We start from the raw sequence: 16,046 nt of genomic DNA, 5'->3' as shown, positions 1-16,046 counted from the left end.
TGATGCCGACGGCTCGCAGTCACATGAGCGGTCAGGGCCTGCTTGCGCTGCTGGCTGTCTCTCTGGCCATGTTCTGCGTGCGGCTCGACTTCGTCGCCGTCAATCTCGCTCTGCCCCAGGTGGCCCGGAGCATGGGTGTCTCGACGGTGAGCCTGCATTGGGTCATCAGCGGGTACGTCCTGGCCGGCGGAGCCCTGATGCTGGCAGCCGGACGGCTGGGGGACCTGCTCGGCCACCGGCACATGCTGATGGCCGGCGTGGGGATCTTCGGACTTTCCTCTCTTCTGTGCGCTGTTGCGACCTCTGTACCGGAACTGGTCGCGTTCCGTGTCCTCCAGGGCGCGGGAGCCGCCGTTATCATGCCCGTGGGTATCGCGCTGCTGACGAATGTGCTGCCCGAGGGGCGGCGAGGGTACGCGATCGGTCTTGCGTTCGCGGTAGCAGGTATCGGCACCGCGGTAGGTCCGTTCCTCGGCGGTGTGCTGACTCAGTGGGCCGGATGGCGTTGGGTGTTCCTGGTGAAGGTGCCGATCACGGCGGTGGCGATGGTCATGGCCAGCCGTGTTGCCGCGCCCGCCCGCCGCGGGTCCGTCGTCATCGACTGGCCCGGGCTGGTTCTTGCTGCGTCGGCGATCGCGGTCATGAGCGTTGCGGTGGACCGCAGCGGTTCATGGGGCTGGGCATCCTTGCGGACGCTGGGGCTTCTCGTCGTCGGGTGCGTACTGGTAGTTGTGTTCACCGCAGTCGAGGCGCGTGTGAGGCACCCACTGGTCAGTATCGACCTCTTCGGCAACCGGCTGTACGTCATCGTCACGATCACCGGCGCGGTCGCCAGCGCCGCGTCACTCGTCTACATCTTCGTCTCGATCCTCTACCTCCAGGAGAACCTGGGGCTATCACCTCTGCTCACGGGAACGGTCTTCCTGGCCCCCGCAGCAGCCAGAGCCGCAGCCGGCCCTCTTGCCAGCCGCCTGTTGAAACACCACCCGCCCCTGAGGATCATGACCGCGGCCACCGCGGCCAGCGGCCTGGCCGTCCTCGCCCTGAGCGTCGCCCCCGCCCTCCCGCTCTACATCCTCTTCTTGGGCACCGCGGGCGGAACCGTCGGGCTGGCGACCCGCCTGGCGGTTATCGCCTCCCAAGCCGCCATTCGGCCCGAACGCGCAGGCGAAGCATCCGGTGTCACCCTCACCGCCATGACCACCCTCGGCGGAATCGGAATGGTCCTCGCCAGCAGCACCGTCCCCCGCCACAGCACCCCCACCACAAGCGAACTCGCGCTCCCTCTCACCCTCGTCGCCACTGCTTGCCTCCTCACCGCGTGCGTACTGTTCGTCACCGGCAGCGCGCGGAAGACTCCCAGCACCAAGACGGACTCCCCGCCGGGTCTGTAAGAAGAACGGTTGTGACCTGGGGTTTCGTGGTCGCTCGGTAGTGGTTGTTCTCGTATTCGACGGGTGGGACGTGGCCTATCTCACCGTGGAGTCGTCGGTGGTTGTACCAGTCGACGTACTCGGCGGTGGCGAGCTCGACGTCGGACAGTGTCTTCCATGGCCGTCGGGGCTTGATGAGCTCGGTCTTGAACAGGCCGATCGTGCTCTCCATCAGGGCGTTGTCGTAGGCGTCGCCGACCGATCCGATCGAGGCGGCGATGCCGGCAGCGTCCAGGTGTTCGGCGAGCCGGAAACTCGTGCATTGCGACCCGGCGTCCGAGTGATGGACCAACTCGCCCGGCTGGACTGGGTGTTGGTCGCGGTCGCGCTGCCAGAGCGCCATCTCCAGGGCGTCCAGCACGAAGACCGTTTCCTTCACGGTGGCCGCGGACCAGCCGACGACCCGGCGGGAGGAGGTGTCCACGACGAACGCCACGTAGACGACGCCGGCCCAGGTTTTCACGTGGGTGAAGTCCGCGACCCAGCAGCGGTTCGGGGCGGCGGCGACGAACTCACGGTCCAACAGGTCAGGGGCCCGCTCGGCCTGCCCACCGGGCAGCGTGGTGATCACGCGCCTGCCACGGACGGCTCCGGCGATGCCGAGCTCACGCATCAGGCGTTCGACGGTGCAGCGGGCCACGGCGTGGCCCTGTCGGTTCAGCTCACGCCAGATCTTCCTCGCCCCGTAGACGCGGTAGTTGGTCGTGAACACGTCGTGGATGAGGAGCTTGAGTTCCTCATCCCGCACCGTGCGGGCGGACGGATTCTCCAGACGTTTGTGGTGGGCGTAGTAGGTGGAGGGGGCGATCTTGCAGTCCTGTTCGGTGAGCGTCCTGCAGATCGGCTCGACACCGCCGAAGCGGTCCCGGTACTCGTCGATGAACGCTACGAGCGCAGGTGTGGCCGGTCGAGCTCGGCCGCGAAGAAACTCGCCGCCGCCTTCAGGATCTCGTTCGCCCGCTTCAGCTCGGCGATCTCCTTCTTCATCGCCTTGACCTGCGCGGACTCCTCACTGGTCACGCCGGGGCGGGTGCCGGAGTCGATCTGATCCTGACGGACCCACTTGCGCAGGGTCTCGGTCGAACCGATGCCGAGCTTCTCGGCCACCGACTTGATCGCTGCCGACTCGTTCGGGTAGTCACCGCGGACCTCGGCGACCATACGGACCGCTCGTTTACGCAGCTCAAGGGGATAGGAGGAGGGACGTGCCATGACTCGATCCTTTCACGGAATCGAGTCTCTATCGAACACGGAACGGTTCACACCGATTCGGTGATGGAGGGCATGGCCGAATGGCAGGCCCGCCCGCTCGACCGCGTCTATCCGGTCGTGTTCATCGACTGCATCAACGTGAAGATCCGCGAGGGCTCAGGTCGCCAACCGGCCCATCCACATGGCCCTCGCGGTCACGGCCGAGGGCCACCGCGACATCCTCGGGCTGTGGGCCGGCGGTGAGAGCGGCGAGGGCGCCAAGCACTGGCTTCGTGTCCTGACCGAGCTGAAGAACCGCGGCGTCGAAGACGTCCTCATGCTGGTCTGCGACGGTTTGAAGGGCCTGCCCGACGCCGTCGGTGAGGTCTGGCCCCAGACCGTGGTGCAGACCTGCGTCGTCCATCTGCTGCGGACGTCGTTCCGCTATGCGGGCCGGCAGGACTGGGACAAGATCGCCAAAGCGTTGAAGCCCGTCTAAACCGCTCCGACCGAGGACGCCGCCACCAGCCGGTTCCTGGAGTTCTGCGAGGAATGGGGCGGCAAGTATCCGGCGATCGTCCGCTTGTGGGAGAACGCCTGGGCCGAGTTGGTACCGTTCCTGCAGTTCGACGCCGAGATCTGCAGGATCGTCTGCACCACGAACGCGATCGAATCGGTGAACGCCAGGATCCGCCGGGCGGTACGGGCCCATGGCCGCTTCCCCTCCGAGAACGCGGCTCTGAAGTGCGTCTACCTTGTGGTGATGTCCCTCGATCCGACCGGCACCGGCCGCAAACGTTGGACCACCCGCTGGAAGCGAGCCCTCCAGGCCTTCGACATCGCCTTCGACGGCCGCCTCACCAACAACCGAATCTGACCTCAGCAACCGAACCGGTTACACCGTTTACTGGACAGACCCCCTCGCGCCACCTGGCTTCTTCCTGGGGAACCTCCCTCGCCGGTGTGGTAGCACTCAGTGAACCTCTTTCATCCTGTGCTGGAGGGTGAAACGGCTGGTCAGTGAGTGTGGTGACGAGGCAGGGCCCCTCGTCGTTGGCGTGGTGATTCCACTCAGCACGGCACTGTCACGTTGTCGAGGCAGGGTGAGATGATCTTCGGGTTGTCCGTCTGGGGAGGGGCCTGATCGTGTCGCCTGTGGTGCCGTCGCACGAGCAATGCTCGGAACTTGTGGATCGGCCCGGGGCGGGGGTGCCTCGTGGGACGCGGAGGGCGTACCTTCCCGGGGATCGACTCAAGGTCACCGAGTAGGCCCGTGTTGTAGCGCGGGCTGGGAAGGCACGCCCGTGCTCAGCGTAGTCAACGAAGACGGCACCACCGAGACCGGTAGCCCCCTGATCGACGAGATCGTCCGGGAAGGCGCCCGGCGCATGCCGGTAGCGGCTCTTGAGGCGGAGGCGAGATGAGGGCGCGGCGTCGCCAACTCACCACCCTCACCGGGAGCCGCCCGGGGCCGATCCTCAAACCCACCCGCACCAGGTCGGACGGCCCGCACTCATCCGATGGGTCGACAGCCGACCCAAAGGCCACCGCCCCGCCCGCCCAGCCGATCCCGGACCTCGGCGGCCGGGCGGGAGTTGGTGCGGAGCCACGGAACTGCCGGAAGCGGCCAAGGCCCGCTCGACGTCCGAAACGCATCCGAGCGACGCACCTGACCGGCGTATCCGGAAGGGACGGCCCAGCGCCGGCGTTCCCGGCCAAAGCGGTCAGGCAGCCGTCGTCGGGGCGAACACGCTGAACGGGATGACCTGGCGGAAGAGGTCGGCTTCGAGGGCCAGGCCGTCGGTGAGGGGCAGTGGGCGGCCGTCGAGCAGGGCCCGCTTGGCGGCGAAGAGCGCGGGCGCCGGGTTGCGGGCCACCAGCGCGGCCCACTCCTCGGCGTGCCGGTCGAAGTCCTCGGTGGGCAGCACGTCGTTGAGGATTCCCAGCCGTAGGGCCTCCTCGGAGCCGATCGTACGGCCGGTCAGGATCAGGTCGGCGGCGGGGCCCGACCCGATGAGGCGGGGCAGGCGCTGGGTTCCGCCGCCGCCGGGGATGAGGCCGTTGCGGATCTCCGGCTGGCTGAAGTGGGAGCGCACCGAGGCGACGCGGAGGGTGGCGGCGAGAGCGGTCTCCAGGCCGCCGCCCCAGGCTTGGCCGTCGATCGCGGCGACCACGGGCTGGGGGAGGGACTCCAACAGGGCGAGCGTACGCGGCCAGGTCCCGGCGTCGGTAGGGGTGAGGGTCCCGGCAGCGGCGCGACGCAGGATGTCCAGGTCGGCGTGCTTGATGAAGATGCCGTCGACGCTGCTTTTGAGGAGGACGACGCTGACCTCGTCAGTGCGCCTGGCGATGTCCTCCAGGTGGCCGGCCAGTTCGTCGAGGGACGCCAGGTCCATCTGGTTGTCGGGCGTCCGGTGGAACGTCAGGACGGCGATCCGCGCCCGGGTCTCGGCTGTCCAGTTGCCCATGGAGATTCTCCTCGGTGTGCGGTGATGATCGGAAGGTCTCGACGCCACGCGGCGACGCCGAGGCCTTGTTGATCTTGCGCTCGACATCGCGGCGCCGTATCCGCCGATCGGCTCCCGCAAGGTGCTAGTAGTGCTTTGTTAGCCGGATTTGTCTCGGCGGGTGTCTGGTAGTTCGCTGGCTGTATGAGGGCTGGGGAGCTTGCCGCGGTTCGGGGTCGGTTGGAGGAGTTCGCTTCCGAGGTGTTCGCGCCGTTGGCGCGGCGGGACTGGCTGGAGAAGGGCCAGTTGTATCTGCGGGGCCTGCTGCTGGACGGCCGCAGGAAGTCGATGCAGCCGATGGCCGAACGTCTCGGGGTGGATCATCAGCGGTTGCAGCAGTTCATGGCGTCCTCGCCCTGGCCGGTCGAGGACGTCAGGGCCCGGCTGGCGTGGCGGGCCGTGCAAGTGGTGCGCCCGCAGGTGTGGGTGGTGGACGACACCGGTTTCCCCAAGGACGGGAAGGCCTCACCCGGGGTGGCCCGGCAGTACTCGGGCACCCTGGGCAAGGTCGGCAACTGCCAGATCGGCGTCAGCGTCCACGCCGCCTCGTGCCCGCTGTCCTGGCGCCTGTTCCTGCCCGCGACCTGGGACGGTCTTGACGCGGAGGCCCGCAGACGGGCATGCCGGATACCCGAAAGCGAACATCACCGCCCCCAGTGGGAGCTCGCGCTGGAGATGCTCGACGAGGTGGGCGGCATCGGTCTGCGGCCCGCCGCACTGGTCGCGGATGCCGGCTACGGCGCCAACGCCGACTTCCGCCATGGCCTGGAAGAACGAGGGCTGGCCTACGTCCTGCAGGCCCGAGGCGAGATGACCGCTCACGCAGAAGACGCCCAGCCGCATCGACCCGCCTACTCGGGGCTCGGGCCCCGGCCCAGGCCCCGATACCCATCATCTCCTCCACCTCACGGAAGGAGAGCGGGAAACGGAAGTACAACCACACACAGTGGGAAATGATCTCGACCGGGTAACGGTGATTCTTGTACGACGGCGCGCTCGACGACATGCTCGGGCCCCTCCCCGGACGGACATTCCGAAGATCATCCCACCCCGCCACCGACAACGTGACAGCACCTGTCTGGGGTGCTAGTGAGGTTGAACTGGTGGTGTCGTAGGGGCTTGACGGGGTTGCGTCCTGGGGAGTGGTGTACGGGTTCGACCTGATCCGGGGGCTTGCTCCGGCATCGGGATGAGGCCTGCATAGACGAACGGCCACCGGCTGATCTTCGAGATGTCGAGTCACGAAGGAGATCAGCACGATGACCGCACCTGACAGTGTGCCCCTGCACGCCCTCGCGGAGAACAACCTCGCCGCGGCGAGTCCCGATCTGCTGCGCGCGATGATCAAGACGTTCGCCGATGCGCTCATGTCCGCGGAGGCCGACGCCCTGTGCAACGCCGAATACGGGCAGGTCAGCGACGAGCGGGTCAACCACCGCAACGGATATCGCCCCCGCGAGTGGGACACCCGCGCCGGAACCGTCGAACTGGCCGTGCCCAAGCTGCGGCAGGGCAGCTACTTCCCGCACTGGCTCCTGGAGCGCCGCCGCCGGGCCGAGCAGGCCCTGATCTCGGTGGTCGCCACCGCCTACCTCCTGGGCGTCTCCACCCGCCGGGTCGAGAAGCTCGCCGAGTCCCTCGGCGTCACCCAGCTGTCGAAGTCACAGGTCAGCGCCATGGCCAAGCACCTGGACGAGCAGGTCGCAGCCTTCCGTAACCGGCCCCTGGACCCCGGCCCGTACTCGTTCGTCTGGGTCGACGCGCTCACGCAGAAGGTCCGCGAAGGCGGCCGGATCATCAACGTCCACGCGCTGATCGCGGTCGGCGTCAACGCCGACGGCCACCGTGAGATCCTCGGCCTGGACGTCGCCACTGCCGAGGACGGCGCCGGCTGGCTCGCGTTCCTCCGCTCGCTCATCGCCCGCGGCCTGGCGGGCGTCCAGCTCGTCGTCTCCGACGCCCACGCCGGGCTCGTCGACGCCATCGGCGCCACCCTGCCCGGCGCATCCTGGCAGCGATGCCGCACCCATTACGCCCGCAATTTGCTCAGCCAGGTCCCCAAATCGGCCCAGCCCTGGGTCGCCACCCTGCTGCGGACCGTGTTCGAACAGCCCGACACCGACGCGGTGACCGCCCAGATGCGCCACGTCCTCGATGCCCTGGACGCCAAGTTCCCCAAGGCGGCAGCCCACTTGGACGCCGCTCAGCATCATCTGCTGGCCTTCGCCGCCTTCCCGCGCGAGATCTGGAAGCAGATCTGGTCGAACAACCCCCAGGAACGACTGAACAAGGAGATCCGCCGCCGCACCGACGTGGTCGGGATCTTCCCCGACCGCACCGCCGTGATCCGCCTGGTCGGCGCGGTCCTGGCCGAGCAGAACGACGAATGGACCGAAGCCCGCCGCTACATGGGCCGCGAACTCCTCGCCAAGGCCCGCCTCCACCCGATCGAGTCAGAAACCCACGAACCCACCATCCCGACCGAACTCACCGCATACCCTCAAAACCGAGATCACCGAGTGGCCCTCGATACACCACTCCAGCGGACGTGACCGTAAACGCGGCCAGGAACTGAGCGCTTTCCAACCTGCGCTCCGTGTTGTCCAGTGGGGCTGACAGACGGGTGAAGCCCCTGGTAGATGGGCTTTCGGCCAAGAAATCTGTCTCCACCAGAGGCTTCACGTGCTTGTTTACCCGTCGGGCATCGACGTGTCTACCCTTCGCTTCCTCGCCCAGGAGCTACGCCGGCACCGCCGCGTGATCGGCTCCCGCTGGCGGCGTCTGAGCGCCGGCCGCCAGGCTCTCCTCACGCTCGCCCACCTGCGGGTGGGACACACCTATGCCCAGCTCGCGGCCGGATTCGGCGTCGGTACCACGACCGCATACCGCTACGTCACCGAGGCCGTCGACCTCTGGCCGCCCTCGCACCTACCCTGGCCGACGCTGTCCGCGCCGCATCGACGAAGGCGTACCTGCTCCTGGACGGCACCCTCCTGCCGATTGACCGCATCGCCGCGGACCGGCCGTTCTACTCCGGCAAGCACAAGAGGCACGGGATGAACGTGCAGGTTCTCGCCGACCCCTTCGGCCGACTGGTGTGGGTCTCACCTGCCCTGCCCGGAGCCGTTCACGACGTCCGCGCGGCCCGCGAGCACGGCATCGTGGACGCTCTTGCCGAAGCCGACATCCGGTGCTGGGCCGACAAGGGCTACCGAGGTGCCGACGGCACGGTCCGCACCCCTTGCTGGGGGCGCTGGGAACCCCTCTCCGCAGGCCAGCAGGCGGTGAACCGGTCCCATGCGAAGATCCGGACCCTTGTGGAACGGGCCGTCGCTACCCTCAAGTCCTGGCGGACTACGCTGCTCGACCACCCGGATCACCAGCCTCCTCCAGGCCGTTCTCACCCTGCATCTGATCAGCTGAGATCTGCTCGGGCTGCTGTCGAACGTCGAGCGCAAGAACTGCTGGCAGCAGGCCGGCCTGGCCCGGCCGGGGCCGTTGCAGCGCCTGGCTGCGCTACGGCCGCTCGGACGCCGACGCCGTCCGTGACGACCTGCGCGCCTACGCTGCCGACCACCTCGGCACCGACGACGCGGTGTTGATCGTGGACGAGACCGGCTTCGTGAAGAAGGGCCGCGCCTCAGCGGGCGTGCAACGGCAATACACCGGCACCGCAGGACGCATCGAGAACTCCCAGGTCGGCGTGTTCCTCGCCTACGCCACCAGCCGGGGACGGGCCCTGATCGACCGCCGGCTCTACCTGCCCGAGCAGTCCTGGTGCGGTGACGCCGAGCGCCGCGAGGCGGCCGGGATACCCGACGAGATCGAGTTCGCGACCAAGCCCCGCCTGGCCTGGGAAATGATCGCCGCTGGGCTGGACGCCGGGGTGGAGGCACCGTGGGTGACCGGCGGCGCAGCCTACGGCCAGGACCCGCAGCTACGTGCCCGCCTCGAAGACCGCAGTATCGGCTACGCCATGGCCGTCGCCTGCTCGACGCGGGTGCGGATCAACCAAGGCCGCACCCCCGTCCGCGTGGACACCGTCGCCGGCCGCCTGCCCGCCACCGCCTGGCAGCGGCACAGCGCGGGCCCCGGCGCGAAGGACCCGCGCTACTACGACTGGGCATGGATCCACATGGGCACCGACGAACACCGCCACCTGCTCATCCGCCGCAACCGCATCACAGGGGAACTTGCCTTCTACCTGTGCGGGTTCCCCACCGCAGTGGCTGCGTCGGCACGGGTTCTCCGCGCAACGCCCGGACCGGCGCTCGAACCGGCAGGACCAGGCGAAGGTCGATGCCTGGCTCGAGGAGGAGTACCCGCAGGTCGCCGCCCGGGCGAAGGAGGAGAACGCGGTGGTGGCCTGGGCGGACCAGTGCGGGCTGCGTTCGGGCACCGCCCCGCCCGGGACCTCATGGGCCCCGAAGGGACAGACCCCGATCGTCAAGGTCTCCGGCCGGCGGTTCAGGGTGAACATCATGTCCGCGATCGCCTCCCGCGGCACCCTGTACTTCACCGTGTTCACCACCAAGTTCACCGCGAAAGTGTTCACCGCATTCCTCGATCGCCTCGCCCGCCAGACCGGCCGAAAGGTCCACGTGATCGCCGACCGCCACCCCGTCCACCGCTCCAAGGCCGTCAAGGCCTGGCTCGAGACCAACAGCGACCGCGCCGACGGCACTCCGCCCTCGGCTACCTCACACCAGCCGAGGGAGCTCAAGAGGCTGCGCAGGGAGGCGGCGAACAGCAGCAGACGATCGAGATCCTGAAAGAAGCGACGGTGAGGTCAAGAGTCGGTGCAACACCCCGGTCCCGGGTTTGCGGGCGGTGATCTCCATGTCGATGCCGAGGGTCTCGGTGTTCGGGAGGCGGTGACAGCTGGTCAGCTGGGGTTGACGGGTTTTCGCACAAGGAAGAGACCCTCACCCACGGACGGCCTCGGCTGCCTGCCGGGTCCGACAGGCCGAGCAGGAAGTGCAGCACACAGACGGTGGCCAGCTGAGCGGGTGAGAGACCCGGTCGACCGTCACGCGGGTACCAGTCGGCGAAGTCCTCATCACGCCACAGCCCGTCCAGCCGGTCTCTCACCCACATCGCCGTGGTGCCACCGGGGTTGCTCGCCCGAGCGATCTGCGCAGTCAGAGAGGGCACTTGCCCACCGGAACGGGGGCGAAGGGACAACGAGCACCTCGACGACTGCACGGGCCACTGGAACAACCCGAGCATGCCTGTTGATCAAGCTGCCGCACCGGGGAGCTCCAAGATCCCCGACAGAGCCAAGCTCAGTCGGACCTCTCATCAGCGTCTCCGACGGCACCCTTCGGACCCGGTGACACCCCCCAGGTCATGCCTTCGACAGCGGGACACAGGCATGCCGGGCCCGGAGGCCAGCGGCTTTCTTGCAGGACTGCCGAGAACATAACGGGGAGGGGGCGCGGCCGACGGGGACGGCCCCTCCCTGGCCACCTGACCGGACTCCTTCCCAGGCGTGGCATCACGCTGCCGCTCCGACGCCCGACGGGGACGCGCTCAGCCGTACGCCGTGATCAGGGTGCTCGCGTTGGCCGCGAACTCGGCGTAGCCGGCGATTTCCGCGGCCTGTGAATCCAGCAACATGCGCACCGGTGCAACTCCTGGCAGGTCCGATATGAATGCGAGGTACAGGTCCAGATCGGCCTTCTGGGCGGCGAACTCGTCTGCGGAATCCTTGAGACCAGCGAGCAACTGCCGAGCACCGTCGACTCCCAGCTCGGGGTCCTCGTGAAGCCGGGCGACCGGGAGCTGCGAGAACTGCATACGGCCGAGGATCGCCGAGTAGTGGTCCTTGGACGTCGTGTAGGCCTGGTTGATCCCCCCGAGAACGGCGTCCTGCGAGGCGATGAAATCCAGCTGTCTCCACTTCTTGGCGGCACTTGCCCGGGCCTTCTCACGCAGCTCGTCCTTCCGGACGTACCAGTTCTCGGTCCGTAGCATCCTTTCGACGAACTCTTCCCGCGGGCCGAGCGGGGTGAGGTCGTCACCCGCGACCTTCATCTCCTGGTAGATCGAGTCGTAGCGCTGCTCGGCCGCCCGCATCCGCTGCGGAGGGATCCTGAAGCCCAGGTGCGCGTAGAACCCCCGGGCGTCGAGGGCGACCGTGCCGGTGGAAATGACGTCGGTCGCATCGCTGCTCGACGCGAAGGCGTAGAGGAGGAGCGCGCCGAGGCCACCCACTCCGGGTTCGGTGATGATGGTCTTGAGGTGCTTGTGGTTGTTGTTCGCGATCGCCGCGGCCGTCCCGACCCCACGTCCGTAGAAGTCCGTCAGGAGGTATTCGCGACCGTCGTAGGAAAGACGGACGAGATAGTCCGGTCGCCCGGGCTCTCCCGTGAAGTAGTACTCGTTCGGCTGCACAGCTGCCCCGTTCTCGGAATTCTGATCGATAATCCGGTCCCAGGACCGGCACGGCCGAGAGTTCCACGGTGGTGCCCTGTCCCGCTGCGCACGGAGGGACACCCCCGAGGGCGTCCTTTTGGGCAGCCCGGCCAACCGCTCGCTGGGCTTCGCCCGGTCAGCCCTTGCGGGTCAGCGGCTGCACAGTGAAGGTCATGCCGGCCAGGCCGTGGGCCATGAGGTTGCTCGTCCGCAGGGAGTGGAGATCGGTCATGTCAGTCCTCCGGGGTCGGCCGGATGAGCCAGTTACCATCCGTGACCGGGCGCCGGTACCCGCTCGCGGCGGCCGGCCGGAATCGCGCCACATGCCGAAATGGCGCTTCCGCAGGTCACGACTCGAGCCCGGACACTTGCCAGCCCCGCCGGGCGGACCGGGTTCGTCCACACACCGGCGCGGCCCGCAGACGCCGTTGTCAGTGCCGGGCAGCGTGATGATCTGCATCGGACATCACAGCCCGCTCTCGCCCGCCGCCTACACGGAGGTCGTTACGACCGCGCCTGGCGGCGTCGGCCGCCTGCTACGGCGACGGCACCCCCTCAGCGACGACGAGTGCGACACGCTGCTGCGTGCCATCGCGGCGTACGAGGAGGCCCATTCGGACGAGGCGCTTACCGGGTCGCCGACCGGGAAAGTCGCGGGCGGGGCCGCGCAGGGCGATGTACCGAAGCACGACAGTCTCGCGGTAGCCTCCCTCTCGCGAGAGGGTGACAAGTACGGTTGGGGCACACACCGCAGCACCCGCACCACCACCTGCCGCCCTGCCAAGCCTTGCTGCGCAGCCTGTTGAGTGGACGTTAAGTCCCCGTTTCTGGTAGCAGCCTCGTCCGGGTTGGGTGAGGAAGCCTTGACGGGTGAGGCGTCCGAGACGGCTGCGGGTGATGTTGACGGATGCCTCGTCGGTGGGCATGTCGATGAGTTCGTGCAACTCACGGGCTCGGAATACCTGATCGGGGTGCTGGTTGAAGACGTTCACGATCGCCTGGTAGACGGTGTTCGTCGCGGGCGGATCGGGCTCACCTCCAGCCGGTGCGAGTTCGGCGATGACCTTGGCGGTAGTGGCCAGGTCCGCGAGTCGCGCTTCGTCAAGTGCTCGATCTGGTCGCGGAGTCCCACGGCCCGGGCTGTGGTCTCGTCGTGCTGGGCCTGGAGGCCGGCCAGGAGCTCCTCACGGCCCTGACCGGGTCCTGCCCCGAGATGACCGCCCTGACCGGGCATATCCGCACCTTCGCGGACCTCCTCAAACCCGCCGCGGACCATGGCCGTCGCCTCCACGAGTGGATCTCCCGTGTCCGCGAGGACGACCTCCCCCACCTGCATGCCTTCACCCGCGGCCTTGAACACGGCCTCGACGCCGTCGTCAACGGACTCACCCTTCCGTTCCACAACGGCGGCGCCGAAGGCGTCAACACCAAGACGAAACTGATCAAGTGCCAGATGTACGGCCGGGCCGGCTTCCGCCTCCTCCGCCACCGCATCCTGCTCAACTGATCCATCCCGACGGACGATCAACGGCTACGAAAATCTTGTCAGAGCCGTCCGATTGACAGACCCTCAGCCGGTGCAGCCGGCGATGGCGGGCAGGGAGCCGGCGCAGTTGCCGGGGGTGTTGTTGGTGACGGAGGTGTTGTTGAGGGTCACGAGGCCGCCGTCGTTGTGGATGCCGGCGGGGGCCTGGGTGGCGGCGTTCCGGGTGACGCGGGAGTCGGTGAGGGTTGCTTCGGCGGTACCGCCGCGGTTGACGATGCCACCGCCGGTTCCGGTGGCAGCGGTGTTGCTCTCTACCCGGGTCGAGCGGGCATTGAGCGTGCCGCTGTTGACGATGCCACCGCCGTCGATGGCGGCGGTGTTGTGTGTGACGGCGAGCAGGCGGGTGGTCAGGGTTCCGCCGTTCGTAATGGCTCCGCCATTGGTTAGCGTGGCCGTGTTGTGGGTGAGCACGGCCCCCGTGAGCGTGAAGTCTCCACCGTTGGCGATGGCCCCACCGGCGCGCCCCTCGTTACCTGTCAGCAGGCCGCCGGTGATGGTGAACGTCCCGCTGTTGGCGATGGCTCCGCCATCTCGGAATGCGGTGTTGCCGGTCAGCACGCTGGCATCGACGCGCACGACGCCGCTGACGCCGTTGGTGATTGCTCCGCCACCCCCTCCGCCCGGGTTGGGCCCGATGACCACGGAGTTGTCGCGCAGAAGGCTCGCCGTGATGCGCAGAGAGCCGCTGTTGGCGATGGCCCCGCCGTTCTGCGAACGAACGGTGTTGCCGACGATGCGGCTGTTGCTGATGGTGAGCGTTCCACCGTTGGCGATGGCCCCACCACCGTTGTTCACGATGTCACCGTTGCTCAGCGTGAGGTCCTTCAGCTCTACCTCGCCGCTAGCCTCGATCGCCAGAAGTCGGAAGAGGGGGGCGTCTTCGGCCCGGGTGATCGTCGAGTCGCGTCCGTCGAAGACGACGCGGGTGGTGACGTGAGGGAGAGCAGTGGCCGAGGCCGAGGGGTCGCCGGCGGTGTAGGTGTAGACGCAGCCGCGGGCCAGTCTGAGGGTCGTGGAATCGGGATTGGCGTTCGCCTGGTTGACTGCGTTGGTGAGTGCGGTCGTGTTACAAGCGACGTTGATGGTGGCGGCGTGCGCGGGCGTAGCGGCCAGGCCGCCCAGAAGGAGACCGGCGCATACCGGAATCACGAACATTGCGGTCCGACGAGAAGACAGCTGAGACCCCACGGCAAACTCCTAATCGAGCACGTTGACGGGAACACGGAACGCACTCCCGGTCAGGGGTATACCGGACCCACTCCGCTCCGCGGCCACAGCCTCGCTCGCCGCCTGCACAGGTTCGATCGTCCGGCTCACTGGTGCGAAGAGCGCCTCAGCTGGGTCTGTCAATCGAACGGCTCGGTCCCACAAGGGGCCGGCCTGGCCCCCGCTCGGCGTTCAGCCGGTTCCAGTACCTCGTTGGGTGGCCAGCCACCGGCCGATGTCCTCGCCGTGCCGGGTCATGCCGAGGGTGATGGCCTTCAGGCGGGCGCCCTCCGTGAAGGAGCTGGGTGTGGTAGGCGTACCCACGCGCCGCGGGGTTCCAGTCCTCGTCGATTGCGGCCAGCGCCGCCGCCCGCCGCTCGGGGCGCACCGGGTCCTTCCCGAGCCCGCCGGGCCGGCGCACGTTCGTCAGCCACTGCCCGACCTGCACGTCGAGGATCGCCGCACCCCGCGGGGCGGCCAGGGTGCCGTGCAGCCGGTGGTACGCGCGGACACGGCGAGGCGAAGAGGCTGCTGGAGCCGAAGGGGATACGGGTCTCGGTGCTGCACGAGGAGAAGTGCGCCCCGGACACTGGGGAACCGCTGAGCACCGGATACGACGACCACGCCGCGGCGGTCACCGGGGTGGCCGCCGAACTCCACCGCGCCGGGATCGGTCACCGGCTCGGCTTCCAGACGGAGATCGGGCACCGGCTGGGCAACAGCTTCGTGCAGCGGGCGGACCTGGTGGTGCGGGCGCCGGGCGCCAGGGTGCCGTGCTCTTGGTGGAGGTCGACCGCCGTACCGAGGACGCCCACGAGCTGGTGCAGAAGCTGCGCCGGTACTGGGAGTGGGGCCGGCTGCTGCCGTCGGGCGCGGACAAGCGCACCGTGGACCTGGTCCGCTCCCGGCCGGACGCGATCGAGACGGACGACCATGAGAGCCGGCTGTGGCGCTGGGTCTACCCGCCGACCGGCCGGGAGGGCCTGGTCCCGGTGGCGTTCGTGTTCGCGGACACCACGGAGGCGAAGGTCGACAACACGGTCGCCGTGCTGGAAGAGGCCGGCCGCCGCTACTGGGCACCGCGCCGGTACGAGTCCTACCACCGGGGGATCACCGCGGTCGACTACGGCCAGGCGGTGCCCGTCGTGGTCACCACCCTGGAGCAGCTCCAGGAGCACGGCGCTGGCGGAGCGGTGTGGCAGCGGCTGGGACGGACCAGTGAGGAGACGCTGACGGCCGCGCTCGACAATCCCGACGGCGACGCCCTCTACCGCGCCCAGGCCACCCGCGCTGACGAGCGGGCGGCACAGCGTCGTGCCGCCGAACGGGAGGCGCAGCGGCCGGTGTGCAAGCGGTGCGGGCAGAAGTTCACCGACGAGCGCTGGGAGGAGATCACCGCGCGCGGCGGCGCCTGGACGGCCGGGGACCTGACCGTGTGCGGCACCTGCCACGCCGACGACGTCGGCCGCGAACAGGCCGCCCGCCTCCAGGCCGCCGTGCCGCCGCCCCCCGAGGACGACCGTGAGCCGGCCAGGCCGGGCCGCGGCTCCGCCGCCGCGGCTGACCGCGACGCCCGCCGGGCAAGCCCAAGGGGAGCCTGGGCAAGCAATCTTCAGCTTGTCCGTGATCTCGGTGTCTACGAAGCCATTGAGCCTTTTCCAACCTCATGCTGAGGCGTCGTGGAGGACGAGGACGGCCTTCACGATGTCGGTGATCCGGTTGGTGCTGCAGCGGAGCTTCCGTAGG

At 68.4% G+C, this 16,046-nt stretch carries 9 protein-coding genes and 7 pseudogenes; 9 read left to right on the top strand and 7 right to left on the bottom strand.

Annotated features, from left to right (window positions below; all coding sequences use genetic code 11):
* The first annotated feature begins 2 nt into the window (after positions 1-2).
* On the top strand, positions 3-1,394 hold the full coding sequence (locus ACIF6F_RS21935) for an MFS transporter (protein WP_399949028.1): 1,392 nt from the start codon (positions 3-5) through the stop codon (positions 1,392-1,394).
* Here ACIF6F_RS21935 and ACIF6F_RS21930 read toward each other — a convergent pair.
* Positions 1,336-2,645, bottom strand: a protein-coding gene (locus ACIF6F_RS21930; protein WP_399949542.1) for an IS3 family transposase whose coding sequence is annotated in 2 segments (ribosomal slippage) — positions 1,336-2,363 and positions 2,363-2,645 — 1,311 coding nt in all. Because the reading frame shifts where the segments join, the coding sequence is not laid out codon by codon here. The two genes, ACIF6F_RS21935 and ACIF6F_RS21930, sit on opposite strands and share 59 nt — an antisense overlap.
* Before the next feature lie 51 nt (positions 2,646-2,696).
* Between ACIF6F_RS21930 and ACIF6F_RS21925 the strand changes: the two are divergent.
* Positions 2,697-3,501: pseudogene (locus tag ACIF6F_RS21925) on the top strand (IS256 family transposase); the annotation flags it as partial.
* A gap of 847 nt (positions 3,502-4,348) precedes the next feature.
* On the opposite strand, the gene ACIF6F_RS21920 reads toward ACIF6F_RS21925, so the two are convergent.
* Positions 4,349-5,092 (bottom strand): enoyl-CoA hydratase/isomerase family protein, encoded by a 744-nt coding sequence (locus ACIF6F_RS21920; protein WP_399949026.1) that lies wholly within the window; start codon positions 5,090-5,092, stop codon positions 4,349-4,351.
* Between the two features lie 183 nt (positions 5,093-5,275).
* Between ACIF6F_RS21920 and ACIF6F_RS21915 the strand changes: the two are divergent.
* A pseudogene (locus ACIF6F_RS21915) lies at positions 5,276-5,974 on the top strand (IS701 family transposase); the annotation flags it as partial.
* Between the two features lie 37 nt (positions 5,975-6,011).
* Here ACIF6F_RS21915 and ACIF6F_RS21910 read toward each other — a convergent pair.
* Positions 6,012-6,137, bottom strand: a pseudogene (locus ACIF6F_RS21910) (IS6 family transposase); the annotation flags it as partial.
* A gap of 253 nt (positions 6,138-6,390) precedes the next feature.
* On the opposite strand from ACIF6F_RS21910, the gene ACIF6F_RS21905 reads away from it, so the two are divergent.
* The 4 genes and pseudogenes from ACIF6F_RS21905 to ACIF6F_RS21890 all read left to right on the top strand — a co-directional run bounded on the left by ACIF6F_RS21905 (position 6,391) and on the right by ACIF6F_RS21890 (position 9,903).
* A complete protein-coding gene (locus ACIF6F_RS21905) occupies positions 6,391-7,683 on the top strand; it encodes an IS256 family transposase (protein ID WP_399949024.1) in 1,293 nt (430 codons plus the stop codon).
* A gap of 130 nt (positions 7,684-7,813) precedes the next feature.
* Positions 7,814-8,554, top strand: a pseudogene (locus ACIF6F_RS21900) (transposase family protein).
* A gap of 1 nt (position 8,555) precedes the next feature.
* Positions 8,556-9,323, top strand: a pseudogene (locus tag ACIF6F_RS21895) (IS701 family transposase); the annotation flags it as partial.
* A gap of 1 nt (position 9,324) precedes the next feature.
* Positions 9,325-9,903: an IS630 family transposase gene (locus ACIF6F_RS21890; RefSeq protein WP_399949022.1), complete on the top strand. Its 579-nt coding sequence runs from the start codon at positions 9,325-9,327 to the stop codon at positions 9,901-9,903.
* Between the two features lie 760 nt (positions 9,904-10,663).
* On the opposite strand, the gene ACIF6F_RS21885 is transcribed toward ACIF6F_RS21890, so the two are convergent.
* Positions 10,664-11,527: a hypothetical protein gene (locus tag ACIF6F_RS21885; protein ID WP_399949020.1), complete on the bottom strand. Its 864-nt coding sequence runs from the start codon at positions 11,525-11,527 to the stop codon at positions 10,664-10,666.
* A 1,195-nt stretch (positions 11,528-12,722) separates the two neighbouring features.
* Between ACIF6F_RS21885 and ACIF6F_RS21880 the strand changes: the two are divergent.
* Positions 12,723-13,055: pseudogene (locus tag ACIF6F_RS21880) on the top strand (transposase); the annotation flags it as partial.
* A 63-nt stretch (positions 13,056-13,118) separates the two neighbouring features.
* On the opposite strand, the gene ACIF6F_RS21875 reads toward ACIF6F_RS21880, so the two are convergent.
* Together ACIF6F_RS21875 and ACIF6F_RS21870 are read right to left on the bottom strand one after the other, a co-directional pair.
* A complete protein-coding gene (locus tag ACIF6F_RS21875) occupies positions 13,119-14,282 on the bottom strand; it encodes a hypothetical protein (RefSeq protein WP_399949018.1) in 1,164 nt (387 codons plus the stop codon).
* A 210-nt stretch (positions 14,283-14,492) separates the two neighbouring features.
* Positions 14,493-14,624, bottom strand: coding sequence for a hypothetical protein (locus tag ACIF6F_RS21870; protein WP_399949016.1), 132 nt, complete (start codon positions 14,622-14,624; stop codon positions 14,493-14,495).
* Positions 14,625-15,079: 455 nt separating this feature from the next.
* On the opposite strand from ACIF6F_RS21870, the gene ACIF6F_RS21865 reads away from it, so the two are divergent.
* The gene (locus ACIF6F_RS21865; RefSeq protein WP_399949015.1) at positions 15,080-15,973 is read left to right on the top strand and encodes a hypothetical protein; all 894 of its coding nucleotides are present in this window, start codon (positions 15,080-15,082) and stop codon (positions 15,971-15,973) included.
* Here ACIF6F_RS21865 and ACIF6F_RS21860 read toward each other — a convergent pair.
* A pseudogene (locus ACIF6F_RS21860) lies at positions 15,965-16,046 on the bottom strand (IS5/IS1182 family transposase); the annotation flags it as partial. The gene ACIF6F_RS21865 and the pseudogene ACIF6F_RS21860 overlap by 9 nt on opposite strands.

Source organism: Streptomyces sp. NPDC086023, assembly GCF_044540325.1.
GTDB lineage: Bacteria > Actinomycetota > Actinomycetes > Streptomycetales > Streptomycetaceae > Streptomyces.
This window is presented reverse-complemented; position numbering and strand designations above follow the sequence as displayed.